Annotated in this window: 23 protein-coding genes; 12 read left to right on the forward strand and 11 right to left on the reverse strand. The window is 42.9% G+C overall.

Translation table 11 applies throughout. The features are described from left to right. Entirely contained in the window at positions 1 to 489 is a 489-nt protein-coding gene (locus HMPREF2780_RS07850; protein WP_061583596.1) for a YcxB family protein, read from the reverse strand. A gap of 142 nt (positions 490 to 631) precedes the next feature. Here HMPREF2780_RS07850 and HMPREF2780_RS07855 point away from each other — a divergent pair, with 142 nt between their 5' ends. Genes HMPREF2780_RS07855 through HMPREF2780_RS07870 form a run of 4 tightly spaced genes read left to right on the forward strand, consistent with a single transcriptional unit; the run spans position 632 to position 3,369 of the window. Then, entirely contained in the window at positions 632 to 1,309 is a 678-nt protein-coding gene (locus tag HMPREF2780_RS07855; protein ID WP_061583597.1) for a helix-turn-helix domain-containing protein, read from the forward strand. Between the two features lie 2 nt (positions 1,310 to 1,311). Further along, on the forward strand, positions 1,312 to 2,727 hold the full coding sequence (locus HMPREF2780_RS07860; RefSeq protein WP_105026448.1) for a Y-family DNA polymerase: 1,416 nt from the start codon (positions 1,312 to 1,314) through the stop codon (positions 2,725 to 2,727). Then, positions 2,724 to 3,098, forward strand: a complete 375-nt coding sequence (locus HMPREF2780_RS07865) for a YolD-like family protein (RefSeq protein ID WP_061594637.1) — start codon at positions 2,724 to 2,726, stop codon at positions 3,096 to 3,098. Before HMPREF2780_RS07860 ends, HMPREF2780_RS07865 begins: the two co-directional genes overlap by 4 nt. Beyond that, positions 3,076 to 3,369 carry a DUF5960 family protein gene (locus HMPREF2780_RS07870; RefSeq protein WP_061594638.1) on the forward strand — a complete coding sequence of 98 codons (294 nt, stop codon included), beginning with the start codon at positions 3,076 to 3,078 and terminating at the stop codon, positions 3,367 to 3,369. The genes HMPREF2780_RS07865 and HMPREF2780_RS07870 overlap by 23 nt, the downstream gene beginning before the upstream one ends. Before the next feature lie 81 nt (positions 3,370 to 3,450). Here HMPREF2780_RS07870 and HMPREF2780_RS07875 read toward each other — a convergent pair whose 3' ends face one another. The 9 genes from HMPREF2780_RS07875 to HMPREF2780_RS07920 form a co-directional block, all read right to left on the reverse strand. After that, positions 3,451 to 3,735 carry a type II toxin-antitoxin system RelE family toxin gene (locus tag HMPREF2780_RS07875; protein WP_061594639.1) on the reverse strand — a complete coding sequence of 95 codons (285 nt, stop codon included), beginning with the start codon at positions 3,733 to 3,735 and terminating at the stop codon, positions 3,451 to 3,453. Beyond that, entirely contained in the window at positions 3,728 to 3,952 is a 225-nt protein-coding gene (gene relB / locus HMPREF2780_RS07880; protein ID WP_008809136.1) for a type II toxin-antitoxin system RelB family antitoxin, read from the reverse strand. The genes HMPREF2780_RS07875 and relB overlap by 8 nt, the downstream gene beginning before the upstream one ends. Before the next feature lie 652 nt (positions 3,953 to 4,604). After that, a complete protein-coding gene (locus HMPREF2780_RS07890) occupies positions 4,605 to 5,360 on the reverse strand; it encodes a protein NO VEIN domain-containing protein (protein ID WP_070493868.1) in 756 nt (251 codons plus the stop codon). A gap of 69 nt (positions 5,361 to 5,429) precedes the next feature. Continuing rightward, positions 5,430 to 8,081: a valine--tRNA ligase gene (locus tag HMPREF2780_RS07895; RefSeq protein WP_105026450.1), complete on the reverse strand. Its 2,652-nt coding sequence runs from the start codon at positions 8,079 to 8,081 to the stop codon at positions 5,430 to 5,432. Positions 8,082 to 8,093: 12 nt separating this feature from the next. After that, positions 8,094 to 9,056, reverse strand: coding sequence for a ribosome-binding factor A (locus HMPREF2780_RS07900; RefSeq protein ID WP_105026451.1), 963 nt, complete (start codon positions 9,054 to 9,056; stop codon positions 8,094 to 8,096). Beyond that, on the reverse strand, positions 9,056 to 9,616 hold the full coding sequence (locus HMPREF2780_RS07905) for a GNAT family N-acetyltransferase (RefSeq protein WP_105026452.1): 561 nt from the start codon (positions 9,614 to 9,616) through the stop codon (positions 9,056 to 9,058). The genes HMPREF2780_RS07900 and HMPREF2780_RS07905 overlap by 1 nt, the downstream gene beginning before the upstream one ends. Before the next feature lie 341 nt (positions 9,617 to 9,957). After that, positions 9,958 to 10,212 carry a DUF1912 family protein gene (locus HMPREF2780_RS07910; protein ID WP_105026453.1) on the reverse strand — a complete coding sequence of 85 codons (255 nt, stop codon included), beginning with the start codon at positions 10,210 to 10,212 and terminating at the stop codon, positions 9,958 to 9,960. A 26-nt stretch (positions 10,213 to 10,238) separates the two neighbouring features. Next, the gene (locus tag HMPREF2780_RS07915; protein WP_105026454.1) at positions 10,239 to 11,600 is read right to left on the reverse strand and encodes a DUF438 domain-containing protein; all 1,362 of its coding nucleotides are present in this window, start codon (positions 11,598 to 11,600) and stop codon (positions 10,239 to 10,241) included. Positions 11,601 to 11,602: 2 nt separating this feature from the next. Next, complete coding sequence (locus HMPREF2780_RS07920; protein WP_070493849.1) at positions 11,603 to 11,833, reverse strand: DUF1858 domain-containing protein; 231 nt, start codon at positions 11,831 to 11,833, stop codon at positions 11,603 to 11,605. A gap of 252 nt (positions 11,834 to 12,085) precedes the next feature. Here HMPREF2780_RS07920 and HMPREF2780_RS07925 point away from each other — a divergent pair, with 252 nt between their 5' ends. The 4 genes from HMPREF2780_RS07925 to HMPREF2780_RS07940 all read left to right on the forward strand — a co-directional run bounded on the left by HMPREF2780_RS07925 (position 12,086) and on the right by HMPREF2780_RS07940 (position 17,834). Next, entirely contained in the window at positions 12,086 to 13,513 is a 1,428-nt protein-coding gene (locus HMPREF2780_RS07925; RefSeq protein WP_105026455.1) for an AcpB/EbpR/MafR family transcriptional regulator, read from the forward strand. A gap of 157 nt (positions 13,514 to 13,670) precedes the next feature. Then, positions 13,671 to 15,179, forward strand: coding sequence for a glycerol kinase GlpK (glpK, locus tag HMPREF2780_RS07930; RefSeq protein ID WP_105026456.1), 1,509 nt, complete (start codon positions 13,671 to 13,673; stop codon positions 15,177 to 15,179). Positions 15,180 to 15,235: 56 nt separating this feature from the next. Continuing rightward, positions 15,236 to 17,062: a type 1 glycerol-3-phosphate oxidase gene (gene glpO / locus HMPREF2780_RS07935; protein WP_105026457.1), complete on the forward strand. Its 1,827-nt coding sequence runs from the start codon at positions 15,236 to 15,238 to the stop codon at positions 17,060 to 17,062. A 67-nt stretch (positions 17,063 to 17,129) separates the two neighbouring features. After that, entirely contained in the window at positions 17,130 to 17,834 is a 705-nt protein-coding gene (locus HMPREF2780_RS07940; RefSeq protein WP_060970256.1) for an MIP/aquaporin family protein, read from the forward strand. 184 nt (positions 17,835 to 18,018) lie between these two features. Here the strand turns inward: HMPREF2780_RS07940 and rlmD are convergent, their stop codons facing one another. Next, positions 18,019 to 19,389 (reverse strand): 23S rRNA (uracil(1939)-C(5))-methyltransferase RlmD, encoded by a 1,371-nt coding sequence (gene rlmD / locus HMPREF2780_RS07945; protein ID WP_105026458.1) that lies wholly within the window; start codon positions 19,387 to 19,389, stop codon positions 18,019 to 18,021. Positions 19,390 to 19,444: 55 nt separating this feature from the next. Between rlmD and HMPREF2780_RS07950 the strand changes: the two genes are divergently transcribed. The 4 genes from HMPREF2780_RS07950 (at position 19,445) to HMPREF2780_RS07965 (ending at position 22,081) form a co-directional block, all read left to right on the forward strand. Further along, on the forward strand, positions 19,445 to 20,221 hold the full coding sequence (locus tag HMPREF2780_RS07950) for an aminoglycoside 3'-phosphotransferase (RefSeq protein WP_105026459.1): 777 nt from the start codon (positions 19,445 to 19,447) through the stop codon (positions 20,219 to 20,221). A gap of 26 nt (positions 20,222 to 20,247) precedes the next feature. After that, positions 20,248 to 21,024 (forward strand): recombination regulator RecX, encoded by a 777-nt coding sequence (gene recX, locus HMPREF2780_RS07955; protein WP_105026460.1) that lies wholly within the window; start codon positions 20,248 to 20,250, stop codon positions 21,022 to 21,024. Between the two features lie 89 nt (positions 21,025 to 21,113). Beyond that, positions 21,114 to 21,647 carry a nucleoside tri-diphosphate phosphatase gene (ntdP, locus tag HMPREF2780_RS07960; protein WP_012000105.1) on the forward strand — a complete coding sequence of 178 codons (534 nt, stop codon included), beginning with the start codon at positions 21,114 to 21,116 and terminating at the stop codon, positions 21,645 to 21,647. Positions 21,648 to 21,763: 116 nt separating this feature from the next. Next, entirely contained in the window at positions 21,764 to 22,081 is a 318-nt protein-coding gene (locus tag HMPREF2780_RS07965) for a DUF960 domain-containing protein (RefSeq protein WP_008809152.1), read from the forward strand. Positions 22,082 to 22,208 lie beyond the last annotated feature (127 nt).

The following is a 22,208-nucleotide window of genomic DNA, read 5'->3' on the forward strand; positions in this document are numbered from 1 at the left end:
TTAGAGACTTCTGTTTTCTTTTAGTTTCAGTAAAAAATCAATTAATTCAGGCTGACAATCTGCCTTATCCAAAATCAGTCCCATTGACCGGCCAACCATGATGTAAAAACTCTCCGGCTTATCCAAAATCGCCACAATATCCTGATAGTTATATCGGGAGGTATGATTGCGATTAATGACTTGAAAGTCTGTCTCATAGAAGCTAAACTCCTGCTCCAAATCATGCCAGAGAGGATTATCCTTATAGAGCTTGAGGAATTGTTGGTTAAAAGAACGATAAAGTAAAAAAGGCATGATCGGCATGAAAATGAAAATACCAATAGCTGGCAAAGGCTCCCTAAAGAATAGACAGACCAATCCTACTGCTAACAAAGCCACTTCACCAATGATCAGAGGAAAGAGCCCTGTCTTTCGATACCAAAAGTTGGCCCAAGCGAAACGGCGATAAGCTTCTTCTGTCATGGTCGTTTTTGCTGTCATAGGAAACATGTCTCTACCTCCAGGTTATATTTCTCCCTACAGTTTACCACACTCTTGCAGGAAATAACAATACTCGATAAAGAGCTTGCTTTTCTCGATTTCATCTGTTATACTATACGTAACTTTTAGAACGTTACATAGGAGGTGTGATATGTTTTCGCATGAAAAATTAAAAAAACGCCGGCTGGAACTTAATCTGACTCAGTCTTCCATTTACCGAGAGCTTGGAATTTCCAGAAAGACCTACTCTGCTTGGGAAAATGGTTTAGCAGAACCCCACGCCAAAAATCTCAGGAGGTTGGCCACCTGTCTCAAGGTCCAAGAGAACTACTTTGTGGATGAGACCAGCGCGCTCTACACCTACCCTTTATTAACTCTACCTCATAAAAAAGAAGTAGACCAACTCGCTAGTCAGCTCTTAGAGAGACAGCGTAAGATTAGCTCCCTTACAGCCTATAAGGTTCTATCCGTTGAGCTGGCTGCAGGTCTCGGTCACAGCTACTATGACAATGAAACAGACTACGAAACTGTCTACTTTGATCAAGATATCCAGCACGACTTTGCATCCTGGGTCTCTGGGGATTCTATGGAGCCTAAGTATCCCAATGGTTCTGTTGCCCTTATGAAACAGACAGGATTCGACTACGATGGGGCAGTCTATGCTCTTATGTGGAATGGCAAGACCTATATCAAAAAAGTCTACCGCGAAGCTGAAGGCCTACGCTTAGAGTCTATCAATCCTGACTATGATGACCTCTTTGCCCCTTATGAAGACCAGCCTACTATTGTTGGTATTGTAGTCGGACATTTTCTGCCGATTGAGGTGTAGTTATGGTCCTATTTGATTATTCACGCGAGCCCCGTTCAGACATCGCTTTTGTGGATATGAAAAGTTTTTATGCCTCTTGCGAATGCATTGCTCTCGGTCTCGATCCTTTAAAAACCTCACTCTGTGTCATGAGCCGAGTTGAAAATTCCTCTGGACTGATACTAGCTGCCACCCCTCTCTTTAAAAAGAATTTCGGCAGCCAGAATGTCAGCCGAAGCTATAATCTTCCTTTCGATGTCCACACCCGTAAGTTCAACTATGCTGCTGCCCGCAAGCAGGGACTGCCTATTACAGCAGATTATGTGCGCTTTATCGAAGACACTGCCCAAAAGACCCTATTGGTCCCCCCTCGGATGAACTACTACATCCAGAAAAATATGGAAATCCAAAAGATTTTCCAGGATTTCGCAGCTCCCGATGATATTTTCCCCTACTCAATTGATGAGGGCTTCTTAGATTTGACAAGCTCTATCAACTACTTCATTCCTGATCAGACGCTGGACCGCAGGACCAAACTGGACCTGCTGGCTGCCCGCATTCAACAGGCTATCTGGAAGAAGACTGGGATTTATGCCTCTATCGGTCTGAGCAACGCCAATCCTCTTCTCGCCAAGCTAGCTTTAGACATTGAAGCCAAACACACAAAAAAGATGCGGGTCAACTGGTCCTATGAGGATGTTCCCAGCAAGGTCTGGACTATTCCGACCATGACAGATTTTTGGGGCATCGGCCACCGAACAGCCACCCGTCTTAAGAAGCTAGGCATCCATTCCATTTATGATTTGGCTCACTTTAACCCAGACATTCTCAAAAAAGAAATGGGAGTCATGGGCCTGCAGCTTTGGTTTCACGCTCACGGCATTGATGAAAGCAATGTGCACAAGCCTTATCAGGTCAAGTCACACGGCCTAGGGAATTCGCAAATTCTTCCCCGAGACTATAGACAGCAGGCAGAGATTGAGCTCGTTTTCCGAGAAATGGCTGAGCAGGTCGCCATTCGTCTCAGACGTTCTGGTAAGAAATGCCAGTGTGTCTCCATCTATGCCCGCTATTCCAAACAGGAGTGTCTGCCTTCCATTCATACACAGAAAAAAATTGAGCCTACCAATAACAGCGATCGACTGGCCCAAATCGTAGTTCAGCTTTTTCGTTCTAAATATCAGGGCGGGGCTATCCGACAGATTGGCGTTTTTTACAGTGACTTTGTCGATCAAGGCTATGGTATGATTTCTCTCTTTGATGATCCTCTGCAAGTTCAAAAAGAAGAAGATCTCCAGCTGACGATTGACCACATCAGAGAACACTTTGGCTTTGCCTCTTTGCTTAAGGGCTCGGCCTTACTGGACTCCTCTCGTGCTATTGCTCGAAGCAAGTTAACTGGTGGCCATTCTGCTGGAGGTTTGGAGGGCTTATCATGACTGACCGCTCTTATCTCCCCTATCAGTCGGCACGTGACTTTCAGGATCGGGGGATGGCTAAGTGGGCTGGCTTTTTTCTCTCTGAACACAGTACTGCTCTGGCCAAAAAAGAACTAGATATGAGCCAGTTAACTCAGCTTGATAGACAGGAGATAAACCAGCTACTCAGTCAAGCCTACAGCCAGCAAGTTCCCATCCGAATCACCTTTCTTAATCAGGGAAAGCTGACTGATGTTGTTGCTACAGTCTCTCATCTGGACAGCAAACAGGTCCTCCTGCAGGAAGGTGACCATTACAAAGGCTTTGCTATTCACCAGATTCTTTCGATACAAGCCCTAGGAGGCACAGATGACTACTCAGAATATACATGAGGAACTTCAATTTGACTATTTTTCCCAGAATTACTATCAATTTCAAGAGGATTTTTATCAATTCTCCAATCTTCCCCAGCCTCTGATGGCCATGGAAGATGATATCCTCCGCCATATGGCCAGCCGCCAGGTCACTTATTTCAAACTCTCTAAGGCTAAAAGTTTAGATCAGAAAGACCATTACTTCCACTTTACCATCAGCCGTCCAGACCAGGCAAAGCGGCTCTGCATTTACCACTATCAAGGCCAAACAGAAGATATAAAACACTAAGCTCCCAAACTAAGTCTGGGAGCTTATTATATGGGGCTAATCAGCATGATATAAATAATCTTGCCTTACTAAAATTAAGTTTTAATCTTCTCCTTTAAAGTTATAGACTTCCGAACGTTTCGCTACATGAATATTCAGAATCACGAAATCTTCATCATCAACCTTAGCAATAATCCGATAAGATCCCACACGAAAGCGCACATAACCCGAAAGGTTGCTTGACAAATATTTCCCTGGCGCCCTAGGAAAGTCGACATTTACCAAATGTTTATCAATCCACTTGGCGATGACCTTCTGTGTTCCTCTATCCAATTTATCCATGGCTTTGAAAAAAGTTGAGGCATAACGAACCTGATATCTAGCCATAGCGCTTCATCATCTCATCATGAGAATAAGTCTCTTGGCCATTATCAAGCCACTCCTGCATCGCCAGATCAGCTTCTTGGATATCATAAAGATCCTCTAACTTTTCTGCCAAAACCTGAGCAATAAACTCCGACTTAGATATATTGTGGGAACTCGTCCATAAAGTCAGTTTTTCATTTAACTCATCTGATAAACGGACTGAAGTTGGTACAGCCATGAAATTACTCCTTTTAAAATTGGTTTTCTTATGTAGTTATATTTTACTACACACTGGAATAAAAAACAAATTGGATAGATCTATCTTATAATTCGTAAAAACTTAGAAAAGCCAAGTATAATTAAACATCCTTTGAAGATTATTTGAGATGTGAGAAATTTTTTGATGAAACAGGAATAGGAGAGACATGTATCTGTACTCCAAAATTTAATTGGCTAACTTTTTAGGGTCTGTAATACCTTAATTTAAATTTTTTATAATACGCTTCCGTTCCTCATCAATAATATCAATTGCTTCATCTATCTCATTTTGAGAAAATTCTATTTTTGAATCGCCATTATCAATAGTATTATACATAATTTCTTCTTTAATTTTGAATAAATTTTCTCGTCATAACCAGCATCACCACTATCAGCTGGTTCGGATTTTGTTTGTAAGTAATAATATCTAGTATATTGATTATCTTCTAGACCTAGTCTATGAATTCTATACCGATACTGTAAGATAAAAGTTAAATTGAAATTATACTCAAAGTACAGAGCATCATGTACTTCCCTGTGAAGAGATACTGATTTCCCTAGGATTTGAGGATTTAATATCATACGATAACCAGCCATATTTCTATGCTTATAAATCTATAAATATTAAACGACTAGTACAAGTCTTCTAAACTTCTATATTCTATGATTTCACTTTTGACAATATTTTTTTCAAATTCAAAATGCTTCAAAGGATTATCGATTAATACTAACTTTGGAATGTCATCTAGATTGGTGACCAAGGATAATACAAAATCTGATTGAAACTCTTTTGCTTTCTCAAATTCTCTGGCTGTCGAACGAACACGTCCCTTAGATTTTCGAATCCCTTTAACCTCAGCAAGGTAAGAATGTTCTTGAACATCTACTTGGAAATCATATCCATCACCATAAAGACGGGCATCGGTCAATTGTCCACCTTGAAATTTTTCTTCTTTATCATAATGGAGTATAAAATAATTCTCTGCTTCCATTCCAGTTTCTTGTAGTCGTTTGAATTTAGTTCGGACTATTGGCTTTTCAATGATGGTTATACCTGTTTTCTTCCCTCCGCTTGCAAGCAGCATTTTAACTATTTCTGCATAGCTGTGAACATCTTCGTTCCCAAACATCATGTCAATTAAATCTTTTCTAAAACGGTATACTTCAGCTTTTTGCCACCAACCTTTTCGATTGTTCTCAAAATAGGGGTCGAATAAATCCATTCTATTTTTGACTACACCAGTTGTTTCTGCGATACCTAAAGAAACTATATAGCGATAAAACTCAGATTTACTAGCACATTGAAATTCTTTTATAAAAAGTTTGTCAAACTTGGCAAGACCGTAGCCAAGTAAATTTAACAATTCATAATGAGGGTGTTTAGACATCACTTTCTCCATCAATAGATATTGATTTCATTATACCAAAAAACACGGTTTATCACCGTGTTTCTATGTTTATTTCACCAACTTCTTCATCTCATCAATACGTGCTACGGTCGCGTCGTATTTAGCTTGGTAGTCAGCTTGTTTGTCGCGTTCTTTTTGGACGACTTCTGGTTTGGCATTGGCTACGAAGCGTTCGTTAGAGAGCTTCTTACCGACCATATCCAGTTCTTTTTGCCATTTAGCGAGTTCTTTATCGAGACGAGCCAGTTCTTCTTCGACATTGAGGAGGTCTGCCAGTGGCAAGTAGATTTCTGCTCCTGTGATAACGCTTGACATTGCGAGTTCAGGTGCAGGGATGGTTGATGCGATTTCCAAGTGTTCTGGATTTGTGAATCGTTTGATGTAGTTGACATTGCTGTTAAAGAAGGCTTCCAAGTCGCTATCGCTTGTCTTAACAAGGATGGTGATAGGCTTGCTTGGTGCTACGTTTACTTCCGCACGCGCATTCCGAACAGCACGGATCAAGTCTTTAAGACTTTCCACACCAGTGTGGGCAGCAAGGTCTTCAAAGGCTGGGTTAACAGTTGGGTATTCTGCTGTAACGATAGAGCCTTCTGAGATTTGTCCAAAGATTTCCTCTGTCACGAATGGCATGATTGGGTGAAGGAGGCGAAGAATCTTGTCCAAAGTATAAAGGAGAACAGAACGTGTGATGACTTTCTCTTCTTCATTATCGCTATAAAGGACTTCCTTGGTCAACTCAACGTACCAGTCTGCAAACTCATCCCAGATGAAGTTATAGAGAATGTGCCCAGCTACACCAAACTCAAACTTATCAAAGTTCTCAGTGACCTTGCCAATGGTTTCGTTGAGGTTGTGGAGAATCCAGCGGTCTGTGACATTTCCAGCTTCTTTGTTAACAACTTTTTCCACATTGGCAGTTGCTTGCTCAAGGGTCAAACCTTCATTGTTCATGAGGATATAGCGAGAGATGTTCCAGATCTTGTTAATGAAGTTCCAAGAAGCATCCATTTTCTCGTAAGAGAAGCGCACGTCTTGGCCTGGTGCTGAACCGTTTGAAAGGAACCAGCGAAGGGCATCGGCACCGTATTTCTCGATAACATCCATTGGGTCAATCCCGTTTCCGAGAGATTTAGACATCTTGCGTCCTTGCTCGTCACGAATGAGACCGTGAATCAGGACGTTTTGGAATGGCTGACGGCCAGTGAATTCTAATGATTGGAAGATCATACGAGACACCCAGAAGAAGATGATGTCGTAACCTGTTACCAAAGTTGAAGTTGGGAAGTAACGTTTGAAGTCTTCTGAGTCGACATCAGGCCAGCCCATGGTTGAGAATGGCCAAAGAGCTGAACTGAACCACGTATCCAAGACGTCTTCGTCCTGAGTCCATCCGTCACCTTCTGGAGCTTCTTCGCCAACGTACATTTCACCCTCAGCATTGTACCAAGCAGGGATTTGGTGGCCCCACCAGAGCTGACGAGAGATAACCCAGTCGTGAACATTTTCCATCCATTGGAGGAAGGTATCGTTGAAACGAGGTGGGTAGAATTCTACCTTGTCCTCTGTGTCTTGGTTGGCAATGGCATTCTTCGCCAATTGGTCCATCTTGACGAACCATTGCGTAGACAAGCGTGGCTCAACCACAACACCTGTACGTTCTGAGTGACCAACACTGTGGACACGTTTTTCGATTTTAACAAGAGCGCCAATTTCTTCCAACTTAGCAACGACTGCCTTACGAGCTTCAAAACGGTCCATACCTGCAAATTCGAAGGCCAAGTCATTCATGGTTCCGTCGTCGTTCATGACGTTGACTTGTGGCAAGTTGTGACGTTGACCAACCAAGAAGTCGTTTGGATCGTGGGCAGGTGTGATTTTCACGACACCAGTACCAAATTCGGGATCTGCGTGCTCATCTCCAACGATTGGAATCAATTTATTAGCAATTGGAAGGATGACATTTTTACCAATCAAGCCCTTGTAGCGTGGGTCTTCTGGATTGACCGCAACAGCAACGTCCCCAAACATGGTCTCAGGACGAGTTGTCGCAACTTCAAGGGCGCGTGAGCCATCTTCCAGCATGTAGTTCATGTGGTAGAAAGCTCCTTCCACGTCTTTATGGATGACCTCGATATCAGAAAGTGCTGTGCGAGCTGCTGGGTCCCAGTTGATGATAAACTCACCACGGTAGATCCAGCCTTTCTTGTAAAGGTCCACAAAGACCTTGCGAACGGCTTTTGACAAACCTTCATCAAGAGTGAAACGCTCACGCGAGTAGTCTACAGAGAGCCCCATCTTGCCCCATTGTTCCTTGATGGTAGTGGCATATTCGTCTTTCCATTCCCAGACTTTATCGAGGAATTTTTCACGACCAAGGTCATAGCGGGAAATTCCTTGCTCCCGCAAACGCTCCTCGACCTTAGCCTGAGTCGCAATCCCCGCGTGGTCCATCCCTGGAAGCCAAAGCGTGTCAAAACCTTGCATGCGTTTTTGACGGATGATAATATCCTGAAGAGTTGTATCCCAAGCGTGACCAAGGTGAAGCTTCCCAGTTACGTTTGGTGGTGGAATAACGATAGAATAAGGCTTAGCCTTTTGATCGCCTGAAGGCTTGAAAACATCAGCATCAAGCCATTTTTGGTAACGACCAGCCTCAACCTCGGCTGGATTGTATTTAGGTGAAAGTTCTTTAGACATGTGTATTCTCCTTTAATTACTTTTATTGATAATTTTAACCAAACCAATTTTTGAGAGTTCAATATAAATCTCTTCAATTTCAGCAAATGCTGCAAGTGGTGACATAGTATAATTTCCAGGATTATATTTGAGATCGTACTTGCTTATCTTTGAAATATAATACCTAGAGTGTTTCAATTTTAATGATTCCAACTTTGATTTAATATCTACTAATGTATTATGGTTTAACTTTAAAAACAACTTATTATAATTACCATAGAGCTCTGTGAGAGCATTAAAGTATTCTTTCACTAGAGCTATAGCATCAATCTTAGATGTTTCTTGGTTTAGTTTTATCAACTCCACTTTCAATTTTTTCCATTTAAAGTTGGAATTTAAAAGATAATCTAAATCAATATAGAAATCGATTATAACAGTTTCATCATCTGGGCTAATAGCTTTTACTTCATTTATTGGTAAGTCAATATGTTGTGAATAATTCCTCAAATAATGGCAAAATCGATAAGCAAAATTGGTATCATACTGATAGCTTGCAAAACCATGTATACAATCAAACTCCTCACTATCCTTGGAATATTTTTGTTTAATTTGGTTTTCGTTAAAATCGACAAACAATTTTCCACTGGATAATAAATGAATCATGAAACGATTCACGTCTGCCTCTTCAATTTCTAATTCCTTTGACTCAAGTTTATTCTTAATACTTAAAAAATCCGAGACATCTGAAATAAACAATTCGAACATATTCTTGATTTTTTGAAAATCCTTTTGAATCTCAAAAATTTGGTTCGAGACTGACATTATTTCCTTGGTTGGTTCAATATCAGAGATGACAATACGTTTTTCATTGTTGTTAATTTCTAAATAAGCTAATCGCTCGATAATATCACTATCATTTAATTCAGAGTATTGCTCATCAATTTGACGTAACTGCTCCTCTGATAATGAGATTAATTGTTTGTCTTCTTCAGACATCAAATCACCTTCCACTCACTCCTAAGCAGGCCATATCTCAAATCATCACAGCGATTGCCTTGGGCATCTTTGCGGTCTCGAATGCGAGCTTCAAGGGTAAAGCCTAATTTTTCCGCAACTCGTTGACTTTGGACATTGTAGCCAAAGCAGGTCAGCTCAATTTTGTGAAGACCCAGTTCTCTAAAAGCCAGATCAATCAAGGCACGCGCTGCTTCGGGCACATAACCACGTCCCCAATAGTCTGGATGCAAGATATAGCCGATTTCCAGCACATCATCTTCATGGCGATGGTTGAAATCGACAGAGCCAACGATTTTATCCGTTCCTTTGACGACAATCCCGTAGCCTACTGGGAGATTTTCCTTTTGATTACGCTCAGGAAGAATATGCTTCAGATAATAAACCTCGTCTTCCAAGGTCTGGACGGGCGGAAAGCCTGCTGGATAAGAGACTTCTGGCCGACTGGCATAGTCAAAGATATCCACTGCATCAGCCACGGTGCGGACTCGTAAGACTAGCCGTTCTGTTTCTAATCGATCTGGTAACTCAGCTCTTATCATCTTCCTCCCTCACTTTCTACAAAAAATCGCCCCTGTCATCAATCTGACAGGGACGAATGTGTTTATCCGCGGTACCACCCAATTTCGGGCAGATGCCCGCAACTTTTCTCTTCTTCTTTCTCTTTTATGACGTCGTTAAGTCGCTTTGGCATACGCTAGTATAGCCTGCAACTCCTTGCCTAGTCCTAAAAGGAAACAAAAAGACACTTTTATTTCAATTTTTCATCCATCAGCAACCAGCTTTGACGCATTTGTGGACTTCTCAGCACCGCCACTTTCTGTAAAATGCTTGACTCAAAACACCTCTGATGAACCTATTCTATCACCTTTCCAGTGAAAAATCAATAATTTCTCTCTCCAAAAAGTCCGTCTGGCAGGTCGTGAAATGCTTTGCCCGCCTGATAGTTGGCGAATTTCCCTAAAAGGAACTGGTAGGCATCTAGACGACTTTCATAGCGAATGGCTGCTTCCTTAGCACGCTCATCCTGGTCCGCCTCGTAGACCGCCTGACTCTCCTTGAGCGCCATCTCGTTAATCATGACCTGAGTCTTGACCCAAGCTTCAAACTCCTGTAAAAATTCCTGTTCGTAACTCATGTTTCTCACTTTCTAACTGCAAATACCTAGTCCAAATCTCGGTAAAAATCGCTGTCAATATCACGGAAGGGCTGAATGTCCTGTACATACTCCAGCACCCCCTGAAATTCACCGGCCTCATCCCGCACTGCCGCATAGGTCACATGGACAAACTTGCCCCGTGATTCCGACTTGAACCACATCTCAAACTTGTCCCGCTCTCCCTCTCGCAGAGCCTTGAAAATCCGCCGCACCTTGTCTAAAAACTTGGGCGGGTGACAGAGCTCGACATTGCGACCTATCTGGGACGGCGTCCGCTTGAAAATCATCTCGTCCGCTGGCACGCTGTCATTATAATACTGGAAAATATCGTCCTTATTGACAAAGGTAATCTCCATGGGCAGATGGTCCAAAATCAGATTGGCCTCCGCCACCGACAGATAGCCATGGCCAAAAGACTGCTGGGACTCCCGATTAAAGGCTTGCTCCTTCTTTTCCTTAGGCTTAAAGGAAATGGTGACCTGACCATCCGGCGTATCAATGACCTGCTGAAACTTGCCCTCACTAGCCTGTTCTCTGCTGGCTGGCGCTTCGCTTCCTTCATCAGCAACATCCCCAGCTTCCTCCTCCGAGAATGAGTGCCGCGCAGGAATCCATTTCTCTGTTGGCTTGATGATAGCATAGCCATAAGCATCACTTTCCTCAGCAATCTTGAGCCAGTCATCCTGATGAAAGGACTCAAGGAGAATCATTAGAAGGATAGACTCTTCCTTGAAAATCATAGCTTCAAACTCAGCAGCAAAAGTCTCAAACTTGTCCTTGACTTCTTCAATCAAAGTATCCGGTAGCTGCTCTGCAGCAATCTTAGCCTCTTGGAAAAGGTCGCGAATCTGATCATCTACCCCCCACATAACCTTGGGCGGCGAATCGTGGCCGTAGCTCTCCATGATGGGAAACATGAGCTCTTCCTTACGCTGATAGTGGATATCAAACTGCCCCACCAAACCCAGCTGACGCTGGAGTCCCTTGCGGATTTCAGGAAGAAGGTCCTCATCTTCTGTGCTTTCATAGGTAGATAGGAGCCTGCGAACCCGCATGAGAGCAGCACGCAAGGCTAGATTTTCCTGCTTAAATACTTGAACCGGATGGCCTGGATGGTCGGTATCAGCCACCTCCACATTCTGAATGGCACCTTTAAAGAGGTTGGCATGGACATTGCAGAGGGACATGACATCTTCGAAGGTCACTCCCGTATCTGAGTTCATCAGCTCATGCTCCATCAGGCTGATCTCTATAGCGGACACACCAGCAAAATGCTCATTGAAAAGCTCCTGAACAGACTCTGCAGAAGCTCCGTTATGTAGGTCCAGCAAGATAGACTTGAGGACTCCAATGCGTTCAGTAGCCATTTCTAAATCCCCACCACTTCATAGCCGTTTAATTCCAGACTTTGCTTGATTTTATTAAGGTCAATGCCGTTCATACCAGCGCCTTTTTTGATAGAAACCACGCGCCCGACTGTATTACGCATGACAGGATTGGCCAGAGGCGTAAAGCCTAATTCAACCAAGACATCCAAAACCTCGGGATGCTTCTCAATCACTTCTGCCACCGGGATAGACAAATCAATCACATTATCCATAGCTGCTCCTTCATCGTCATTTTTCTACAATTATACCATAAAAAAGCTATCAGACTCAAAGCAAAAAAAGCAGGAGTGTCTGCTCCTCTTATACTTGTTCAAAAGAAATGGAATAGCGAATTAAGATAGACATGATGACAGACTTCTGCCTTCCATTATTGACCCAGGCAACGATAAAAAATTGAAGCACATTGTTTCTTCTTTTTCCTATTTTGTGTTAAGCTAAGACTAGTGAATTGAAAGGGTTTTCGTATGTATCTAGCAGACTTAATGGAAAAGAGTGAAGCGGGGCAGTTTATTGTCCTATCTTATTTACAGCAACATTCTACATCCAGTTTGAAGGATGTCATGTCTGAAACAGGCTTCTCGAAAGCAACCTTGACCAAGTACATTAGCCTGATAAATGACAAGGCTAGCGACCATCATGTAGCCTTATCCATCCAGCTTCAGGACGAATCGCTTAGTCTGTCGATCGGTCCAGATACCAAGGGACGGGACATTCGCAGACTCTTTTTGGACAATGCTGTCAAATACCATATTTTAGACTACCTGCTCTACCATCAGCAGTTTTTAGCCCATCAATTAGCCCAAGAGCTCATGATCAGTGAAGCAACACTCGGTCGTCATATATCTGGTCTAAATCAGATTTTATCAGAGTTTGAACTATCTATCCAAAATGGCCGCTTGAAAGGACCTGAGCACCAGATCCGCTACTTATATTTCTGCCTCTTTCGCAAGGTCTGGTCCAGCCAAGATTGGGAGAAAGAACTTCAAAAACCAGAAAGAAGGAAGGAAGTTGGCGTCTTAGAAGAACTCTGCGGAGCCCAGCTCTCTCAAGGCCAGCGATTGGACTTGGCCCTTTGGGCACATATCACCCAACAGCGCCTAAGAGTCAATGCCTGTCAATTCAAGGACATTGAGCAGAAAATGCAGGGCTATTTTGAAAATATCTTCTACCAGCGCTTGCATCGCAGGACAAATGATTTCTTTGCTGGACAGCACATCACTCTGAGTCAGGAAGACGGGGAAATGATGATTTTCTTTTCATTTCTGCTTTCCCATCGGGTTCTACCCTTGCACACCATGGAGTATATTCTGGGCTTTGGCGGTGAAATTGCCAGTCTGATTACGCAACTGATTCAAGAGATGAAGGGCCAGAACTTGCTAGGGGACTACATCGAAGACCAAGTGACCTACGAACTAAGCCAGCTCTGCGCCAGTGTCTTTCTTTTCAAAGGCTATCTCTTGCAAGACAAATACAAGTATGACTTGGAATTGCGCCATCCTTACTTATGGAGCGAATACGATTATCGACAAGTGGCAGACACGATTTTTAGCAAACTGCCTATTTTCCAGCAGGGAACATCTCTGGATAAAAAGATTTTGTGGGAATGGCTCCAGCTGATGGAGTACATTGCTGAAAATGACGGTCAAGTCATCAAGATAGGCATGGACTTGACCGATAGCTTTATAGTTGTTCCCAGAATGACGGCCATTTTAAGGCGGTATTTAGAGTACAATCGCTTTATTACGATTGAATCCTACGACCTTACCAAAAATTACGATCTCATCATCACAAACAATCCCATCCATCAGAACCAACAGATTCCCGTCTATTATTTAAAAAATGACTTGGATTTGGAAGATTTAGCAAAAATTCGGAACATGATATTTCATTGAGAAACTTGGAGAAATCCAGGTTTCTTTGTGATTTTCGCACAATCTCCTCAGATTTTTTTAAAATTTAAAAAAAGTTGATGAAAAAGAAAGCGTTTTATTTTATATACTAGTTACTGTAGAGGAAACATCCTCAAGATTTTTACCAGGAGGACAGTTCATGTCACAAGAAAAATACATCATGGCCATTGACCAAGGAACAACTAGTTCCCGCGCCATCATCTTTAACAAAAAAGGAGAAAAAGTTAGCTCCAGTCAAAAAGAATTTACTCAGATTTTCCCTCAAGCTGGATGGGTTGAGCACAATGCCAATGAAATTTGGAACTCTGTGCAGTCCGTTATCGCCGGTGCCTTCATCGAAAGTGGAGTAAAACCTAACCAAATTGAAGCCATCGGAATCACCAACCAGCGTGAGACAACTGTCGTCTGGGATAAGAATACGGGACTTCCTATCTATAATGCTATCGTTTGGCAATCTCGTCAGACAGCTCCTCTAGCTGAACAGCTGAAAAGCCAAGGCTACGTAGAAAAATTCCATGAAAAGACTGGTTTGATCATCGATGCTTACTTCTCTGCAACCAAGGTTCGTTGGATATTGGACCATGTAGAAGGCGCTCAAGAGCGAGCTGAAAAGGGTGAATTGCTCTTTGGGACCATTGATACTTGGTTGGTTTGGAAATTGACTGACGGTACGGCTCATGTGACCGACTACTCAAATGCAGCCCGTACCATGCTCTATAACATCAAGGAACTCAAATGGGATGATGAGATTTTGGAAATCCTCAACATTCCAAAAGCCATGCTTCCAGAAGTTCGTTCTAACTCAGAAATCTATGGTAAAACTGCAGCCTTCCATTTCTACGGTGGAGAAGTTCCAATCTCTGGTATGGCTGGTGACCAGCAGGCAGCTCTCTTTGGACAGTTAGCTTTTGAGCCTGGTATGGTCAAAAACACTTACGGAACTGGTTCCTTCATCATCATGAACACTGGTGAAGAGATGCAGCTGTCTGAAAACAACCTCTTAACAACTATTGGCTACGGTATCAACGGCAAGGTTTACTATGCTTTAGAAGGTTCTATCTTTATCGCAGGAAGTGCCATTCAATGGCTGCGCGACGGTCTTCGGATGGTTGAAAATTCACCAGAATCTGAAAAATATGCCCTTGATTCTCACAACAATGACGAAGTCTATGTCGTACCTGCCTTTACAGGTCTGGGCGCTCCCTACTGGGATCAAAATGCACGTGGATCTGTCTTTGGCTTGACCCGCGGAACTAGCAAGGAAGACTTTATCAAGGCTACCCTGCAATCCATCGCTTACCAAGTACGCGACATCATCGATACCATGCAGGTGGATGCTAAGACAGCTATTCAAGTCCTCAAAGTCGACGGTGGTGCTGCTATGAACAACTTCCTCATGCAGTTCCAGGCTGACATTTTGGGAATCGATATTGCCCGTGCTAAAAACTTAGAAACAACTGCTCTCGGTGCAGCCTTCTTAGCAGGACTGTCCGTAGGCTACTGGAAAGACTTAGACGAACTCCGTACTCTCAATGAAACAGGAGAACTCTTTGAGCCGTCTATGAATGAATCCCGCAAGGAACAACTTTACAAAGGATGGAAAAAAGCCGTTAAGGCAACTCAAGTCTTTGCAGAAATCGACGACTGATTTTGATAATCAAGTCAGTAGAAGCATGAAATGACTAAGTTAGAAAGTGTACAATTATGGAATTTTCAAAGAAAACACGTGAATTATCGATAAAAAAAATGCAGGAACGCACCTTGGACCTCCTGATTATCGGCGGTGGGATTACCGGTGCTGGAGTAGCCCTGCAAGCTGCAGCTAGTGGCCTGGAGACCGGTCTGATTGAAATGCAGGACTTTGCTGAAGGGACTTCTAGCCGTTCTACAAAATTGGTCCACGGTGGCCTTCGTTACCTCAAGCAATTCGACGTAGAAGTGGTCTCAGATACAGTTTCTGAGCGTGCTGTGGTACAGCAAATTGCCCCTCATATTCCAAAACCAGATCCTATGCTGCTGCCTGTCTATGAAGAAGAGGGCGCTACCTTCAGCCTCTTCCGTCTCAAAGTGGCTATGGACCTCTATGACCTCTTGGCCGGTGTCAACAACACTCCTGCTGCCAACAAGGTCTTGAGCAAGGAAGAAGTCTTAGAACGGGAACCTGAACTCAAGAAGGAAGGTCTGGTTGGTGGCGGTGTCTATCTTGACTTCCGCAACAACGACGCTCGCCTCGTGATTGAAAATATCAAACGAGCCAACCAAGACGGCGCTCTGATTGCCAACCATGTCAAGGCAGAAGGCTTCCTCTTTGACGATTCTGGAAAGATTACAGGCGTTGTTGCGCGTGACCTATTGACGGATGAAGTCTTTGAAATCAAGGCTCGCTTGGTCATCAACACAACTGGACCTTGGAGCGACAAGGTACGCAATCTGTCAAATGACGGTGAGCAATATTCTCAAATGCGTCCAACCAAGGGTGTCCACTTGGTAGTTGACTCTAGCAAGATCAAGGTTTCTCAGCCAGTCTACTTTGATACAGGCTTGGGAGACGGTCGGATGGTCTTTGTTCTTCCACGTGAAAACAAGACTTACTTTGGTACGACTGACACTGACTACACTGGTGACCTGGAGCATCCAAAAGTAACACAAGAAGATGTAGCTTACCTCTTGGGCATTGTCAACAATCGCTTCCCAGAAGCAAACATCACAATTGACGACATCGAAAGCAGTTGGGCAGGTCTGCGTCCTCTGATTGCTGGAAACAGTGCTTCTGACTACAACGGCGGAAACAACGGTACCATTAGCGACGAAAGTTTCAATGCACTGATTGCGACTGTTGAAAGCTATCTTGCCAAAGAAAAATCCCGTGAGGATGTCGAAGCGGCTGTTACCAAACTCGAAAGCAGCACTTCTGAAAAACACTTGGACCCATCTGCAGTTTCACGTGGTTCCAGCCTGGAACGTGATAACAATGGTCTCTTGACTCTTGCTGGCGGTAAAATCACAGACTATCGTAAGATGGCGGAAGGTGCTATGGAGCGTGTCGTTGACATCCTCAGAGCAGAATTTGACCGCAGCTTCAAACTCATCAATTCGAAGACCTACCCTGTTTCAGGCGGAGAGCTCAATCCAGCAAATGTGGATTCCGAAATCGAAGCTTTTGCTCAACTTGGTGTCTCACGCGGCTTAGACAGCAAAGAAGCCTTCTATCTTGCAAACCTTTACGGATCAAATGCTCCTAAAGTCTATGCCCTCGCTCACAGCATTGAACAAGCACCAGGTCTTAGCCTAGCGGATACCTTGTCACTGCATTATGCTATGCGTAATGAATTAGCTCTCAGCCCAGTTGACTTCCTGCTTCGCCGGACAAATCACATGCTCTTTATGCGAGATAGTTTAGATGCTATTGTAGAACCTGTTCTGGATGAAATGGGACGATTCTACGACTGGACAGAAGATGAAAAAGCAGCTTATCGAAATGATGTTCAAGCTGCCCTTGCAAATAACGATTTAGAAGAATTAAAAAAATAGAAAATACGAGAAGAGGCGGTAGACCAAGAACTGTCAGCCACCCCTTCTTTTAAATGGAGTAATATAGATGATGAAAGAAATATTTGGCGAATTTTTAGGAACACTGCTCTTGCTCCTTTTGGGAAATGGCGTAGTTGCAGGTGTAGTTCTTCCCAAAACTAAGAGCCACAATTCAGGTTGGATTGTGATTACCATGGGATGGGGGATCGCTGTTGCCATCGCTGCTTTTGTATCTGGCAACCTTGGCCCAGCCCATCTGAATCCGGCCCTAACTATCGGAGTCGCTCTGAAAGGTGATTTGCCATGGGCATCTGTTCTTCCGTATATCCTCGCTCAGTTTGCAGGTGCTATGGTCGGACAGTTCCTCGTCTTCCTACAGTTCAAACCTCACTATTTGGCTGAAGAAAATCCAGCTAACGTTTTGGGTACATTCAGCACAGGCCCAGCTATCAAAGATACCTTCTCTAACCTGATTAGCGAAATCCTTGGAACCTTTGTTCTTGTGCTGACTATCTTCGCTCTTGGACTTTATAAGCTGCAAGCAGGCATTGGCACTTTTGCAGTCGGAACATTGATTGTCGGGATTGGTCTTTCACTTGGTGGAACAACTGGCTATGCCCTCAACCCAGCTCGTGACTTAGGACCTCGCATCATGCACAGTCTTCTTCCTATTCCCAAAAAAGGTGATGGTGATTGGAGCTATGCTTGGATTCCAGTTGTCGGACCAATCATTGGTGCCGTTCTTGCAGTCCTAGTCTTTGGCTTATTCTAATATAACTGATTGCCATTGGAGAACACTTGACGAGTGTTCTCTTTTTTTGACTAAGTGATTTGACGGAGACTAACCTTCCGAACTTACTCTTCTAATTTGACAAAAGAAAAGACTTAGCTCCGTATCACAGAAAACTAAGTCCTTTTTTAAAGCTATTTTGTCAACTCTTGCGAGTTGTTTCTGATTAACTCATACGAGTGCTGTCTTTCTTGGATAATTTCACCACTGCCTCGGTCCGAGCGGTATGCGGAAACATATCAACTGACTGGATGTAGTGGACATCGTAGACCTGAGAGAGCTTGACTAAATCCCGAGCCAGAGTTGAGACATTGCAGGAAACGTAGACCATCTTCTCAGGTGCATAGCGGACAATTGTCTCCAGCAGCTTATCGTCCAGACCAGTTCGTGGCGGATCGACAATCAAGGCATCCGCCCGAAAACCCTCAGTATACCAGCGAGGAATAATCTCCTCTGCCGTTCCAGCCTCGTAGAGTGTATTGTCAAAGCCCATGCGTTTCGCATTGCGTTTAGCGTCTTCAATGGCCTCAGGGATGATGTCCATGCCCCTCAGAGACTTGACTCTTTTAGCAAAGGCAAAGCCGATGGTTCCAACCCCGCAATAAGCATCAATCAAATGGTCTTCTTTCGTCACATCAAGCGCCTTAACCGCCTCCCCGTAGAGCACCTCTGTCTGCTCAGGATTGAGCTGATAGAAAGCCCGAGGCGACAGGGAGAATTCATAGTCCAGCACCCCTTCTTGGATAGCCTCTTCCCCCCAGATAATCTCTGTCTTATCCCCATAAATCTCACTGGACTTGCTCGTATGATAATTGACCGCCACTGTTTCCAACTCTGGAAATTCCGCCACTAGGTCTCGAACGACTGGAGAAAAGTCCAGTTTGCGGCCTGTCACAAAAATCATCTGCACCTGCCCCGTCTTTCTGGCTCTGCGAATCATGACAGTGCGTACTCCAGCAGTCTTTCGTTCATCATAAATAGGCAGCCTGTACTTGCCTAAAAGCCGAGCCACCTTATTAATGATCTGTTGAGTCACCTTGTCCTGAACCAGACAGTTTTTCAGCGAGACCAGATAGTGGGAATTCTGGGCATAAAGCCCCGCCTTGACCTCATCCTTAAATTTCCGAGTCTGAAACTGCAGTTTAGCCCGATAATAGAGTGGCTCCTGCATACCAATAGTCGGACGAATCTCATAGTTCTCATAGCCTGCTGGCGCAAATTTTTTCAAGGCCTGACGCAGCAAATCTTCCTTAAACTCCAACTGCTTGTCATAATGGAGGTGCATGATTTGACAACCCCCACAGCTATCATAAATCTCACATGGCGCTTCCACCCGAAATTTCGACCGCTTGTTGATGGTCAAGAGCTTGGCCTCGATGAAATTACGCTGAACTCTAGTCACCTGACAGTAGACTTCCTCACCTTTCAAAGCCCCAGGCACAAAGACCAGCGTTTTATTATAAAATCCAATCCCTTCACCATTAATCCCCATTTTCTTAATTTTCAAAGGGATTCTTTGCTTCACTTTCACATTCATGCTTCTATTATACCACGCTGCCTCGCATTAGTTGAGAATATGTTACAATAAAAGTATGAAATCAAAAAAAATATCCCTTCCACTAGACCATTTCCCTGAGCAAATACGAACTTATCTAGAGGGAGCTAATTTTTACGACAGCTCCTCACATTCTGCAGCCAGTGTTTTCTATGCTGATACGGGCTATTATTTGAAAATCGACCAAAAAGGCCAGTTAGCACAAGAGGCCACACTTGCCAAGTGGTTTGAAAAACAAGGGCTCGGTGTGTCTGTCATTCACTACCTGACAGCAGATAAAGACTACTTGCTGACTAAAGAAGCCGAGGGCAAGGACGCCCTCGCCTTTCTCCAACAGCCAGAAGAACTTTGCCAAACAATGGCTGTCACACTCAGAAGACTTCACAGCCTCCAACCCCAGCATTTCCCAATCCAGCATCGCCTCCAACACTATAAAGAGCAAGCAGAGGAAAATTATCGGAAAGGCTGCTTTTATCAAAAAGCCTTGCTGCCTCAATTTCATATCCAAAGCCGTGAGGAAGCCTACCAGATTATCCAAAAACAGGGACACCTATTGACGACGGACGCCCTGATTCATGGAGATGCCTGCTTGCCTAATTTTATCCTGAAAGATGCAACAACCTTCTCTTGCTTTATTGACCTTGGTCTCGCTGGCCTTAGCGATCGCCACATTGACCTTTATTGGGCCATCTGGTCTCTTACTTATAATTTATCTGATCCACAATACGCAGAGCTCTTTCTTGACTACTATGGCCGGAAGGATGTTGATACAGACAAACTGCGCTTGATAGCTGCCTTTGAAGCATTTAGCTAAAAGAAAGGACTTCACCAAAATCCCCTATGAAAATTACAAAAATCGAAAAGAAAAAAAGACTCTACCTCTTGGAGTTGGACGACAGTGAAAAGCTCTATATTACAGAAGACACCATCGTCCGATTCATGCTGTCTAAAGGAATGGAAATCACAGAGCAAGAGCTAAAAAAAATTCAAGAGTATGCCCAATTTTCCTATGGCAAAAACCTAGCCCTCTACCAACTCTCCTTTAAGCAAAGAACTACGAAGGAAGTTAAAGACTACTTAACGCAGCACGACATCAAACCGGAAACCATCAGCCAGGTCTTGGACAATCTAAAAAAAGATAATTGGATTAATGATAGAAAGTATGCTAATTCTTTTATCCAATCCAACCTTCTCACTGGTGACAAAGGCGCTTTTGTTCTCAAGCAAAAGCTCACGCAAAAAGGAATTTCTAGCACTATCATAGAAGAAGAATTGAGCCAGTTTGATTTCACTGAACTAACAGACAAGGTTGCCCAAAAGCTGCTCAAAAAATACCAGGGAAAACTGCCCAACAAGGCCCTACAAGAAAAAATTCTTCAATCCTTTATAAACAAAGGTTTTTCCTATAGCCAAGCCAAAAAAGCCTATCAGCATTTGGACATCGAAGAAGACCAAGAGAACCAAGAAGAGCTACTCTATAAAGAGTTAGACAAGCAATACCGCAAGTACTCAAAAAAGTACGACGGCTATGACTTAAAACAGCGTTTGACCCAAGCACTAGCTCGCAAAGGCTATGATTTCTCTGACATCGCTAGCGCTCTAAGAGATTATTTCTAAAAATTTTAGGGAAAAACTTAGAATTATTCATGAAAATATGATACAATAATTAGTGATAAACTTTAAAAATTGTAGAAAGTTGGTAAAAAATGAGACTTCCAAAAGAAGGCGACTTTATTACAATTCAAAGTTATAAGCATGATGGTAGCTTGCACCGTACATGGCGCGACACCATGGTACTAAAAACAACAGAAAATGCGATTATTGGGGTAAATGACCATACTCTTGTTACGGAGAGTGACGGACGACGCTGGGTCACTCGTGAACCAGCAATCGTGTATTTTCATAGGAAATATTGGTTTAATATCATTGCAATGATTCGAGAAAATGGCACATCTTATTACTGCAATCTAGCCAGCCCCTACTATCTCGATAGTGAAGCTTTAAAATACATTGACTACGACCTAGATGTAAAAGTCTTTGCTGACGGAGAAAAACGCCTGCTAGATGTAGAAGAATACGAACGTCATAAGAAAAAAATGAATTATTCAAATGACTTAGATTATATTCTAAAGGAAAATGTAAAAATTCTTGTTGATTGGATCAACCAAGAGCGTGGACCATTTTCGCAAGCTTATGTTAACATTTGGTACAAACGCTATATAGAACTAAAGAATCGCTAAAGTTGTCAAAAGAGCTCACGCTCTTTTTTTTTTTCCAAAAATGAAAAGCAATTTCTTGCAATCTAAGCAATTTTTCAGTATCATAAAGAAAACAATTTACGAAAGGAGCAGTTAATATGGCATTTACCAACACTAAAGGACGATATGCCAGTTTTGGAATAGTTACTAGTTTACCAGATGAAGTTATTGATACATTTTGGTACATTATTGATAACTTCCTGAAAGATACATTTCCACTAGAAAATCTCATCCAATTCGAACTTCTCAATAATAATGGAAAACTAACTTATCGATTTTCTGAAGCTCATCTTGATACACTGATCTCCTTTGATTTCACCTATAAATTCAATCCATTCTATCCTCGAACTATCTACATTACAGATAATAATGGAAAAGAAACGATTATGTTAGCAGATGAATACTCAATCATGTAATAAACAAATCTATTATGAAAAGAGTCAATTGAAGTTTCTTCAATTGACTTTTTTAAAAAATAAAAACTAAACAATAAGTTTAGTCCTAATTAAATACAATCGGGAAGACAGGATTCGAACCTGCGAC

Source organism: Streptococcus sp. HMSC062B01, from assembly GCF_001811085.1.
GTDB lineage: Bacteria > Bacillota > Bacilli > Lactobacillales > Streptococcaceae > Streptococcus > Streptococcus gordonii.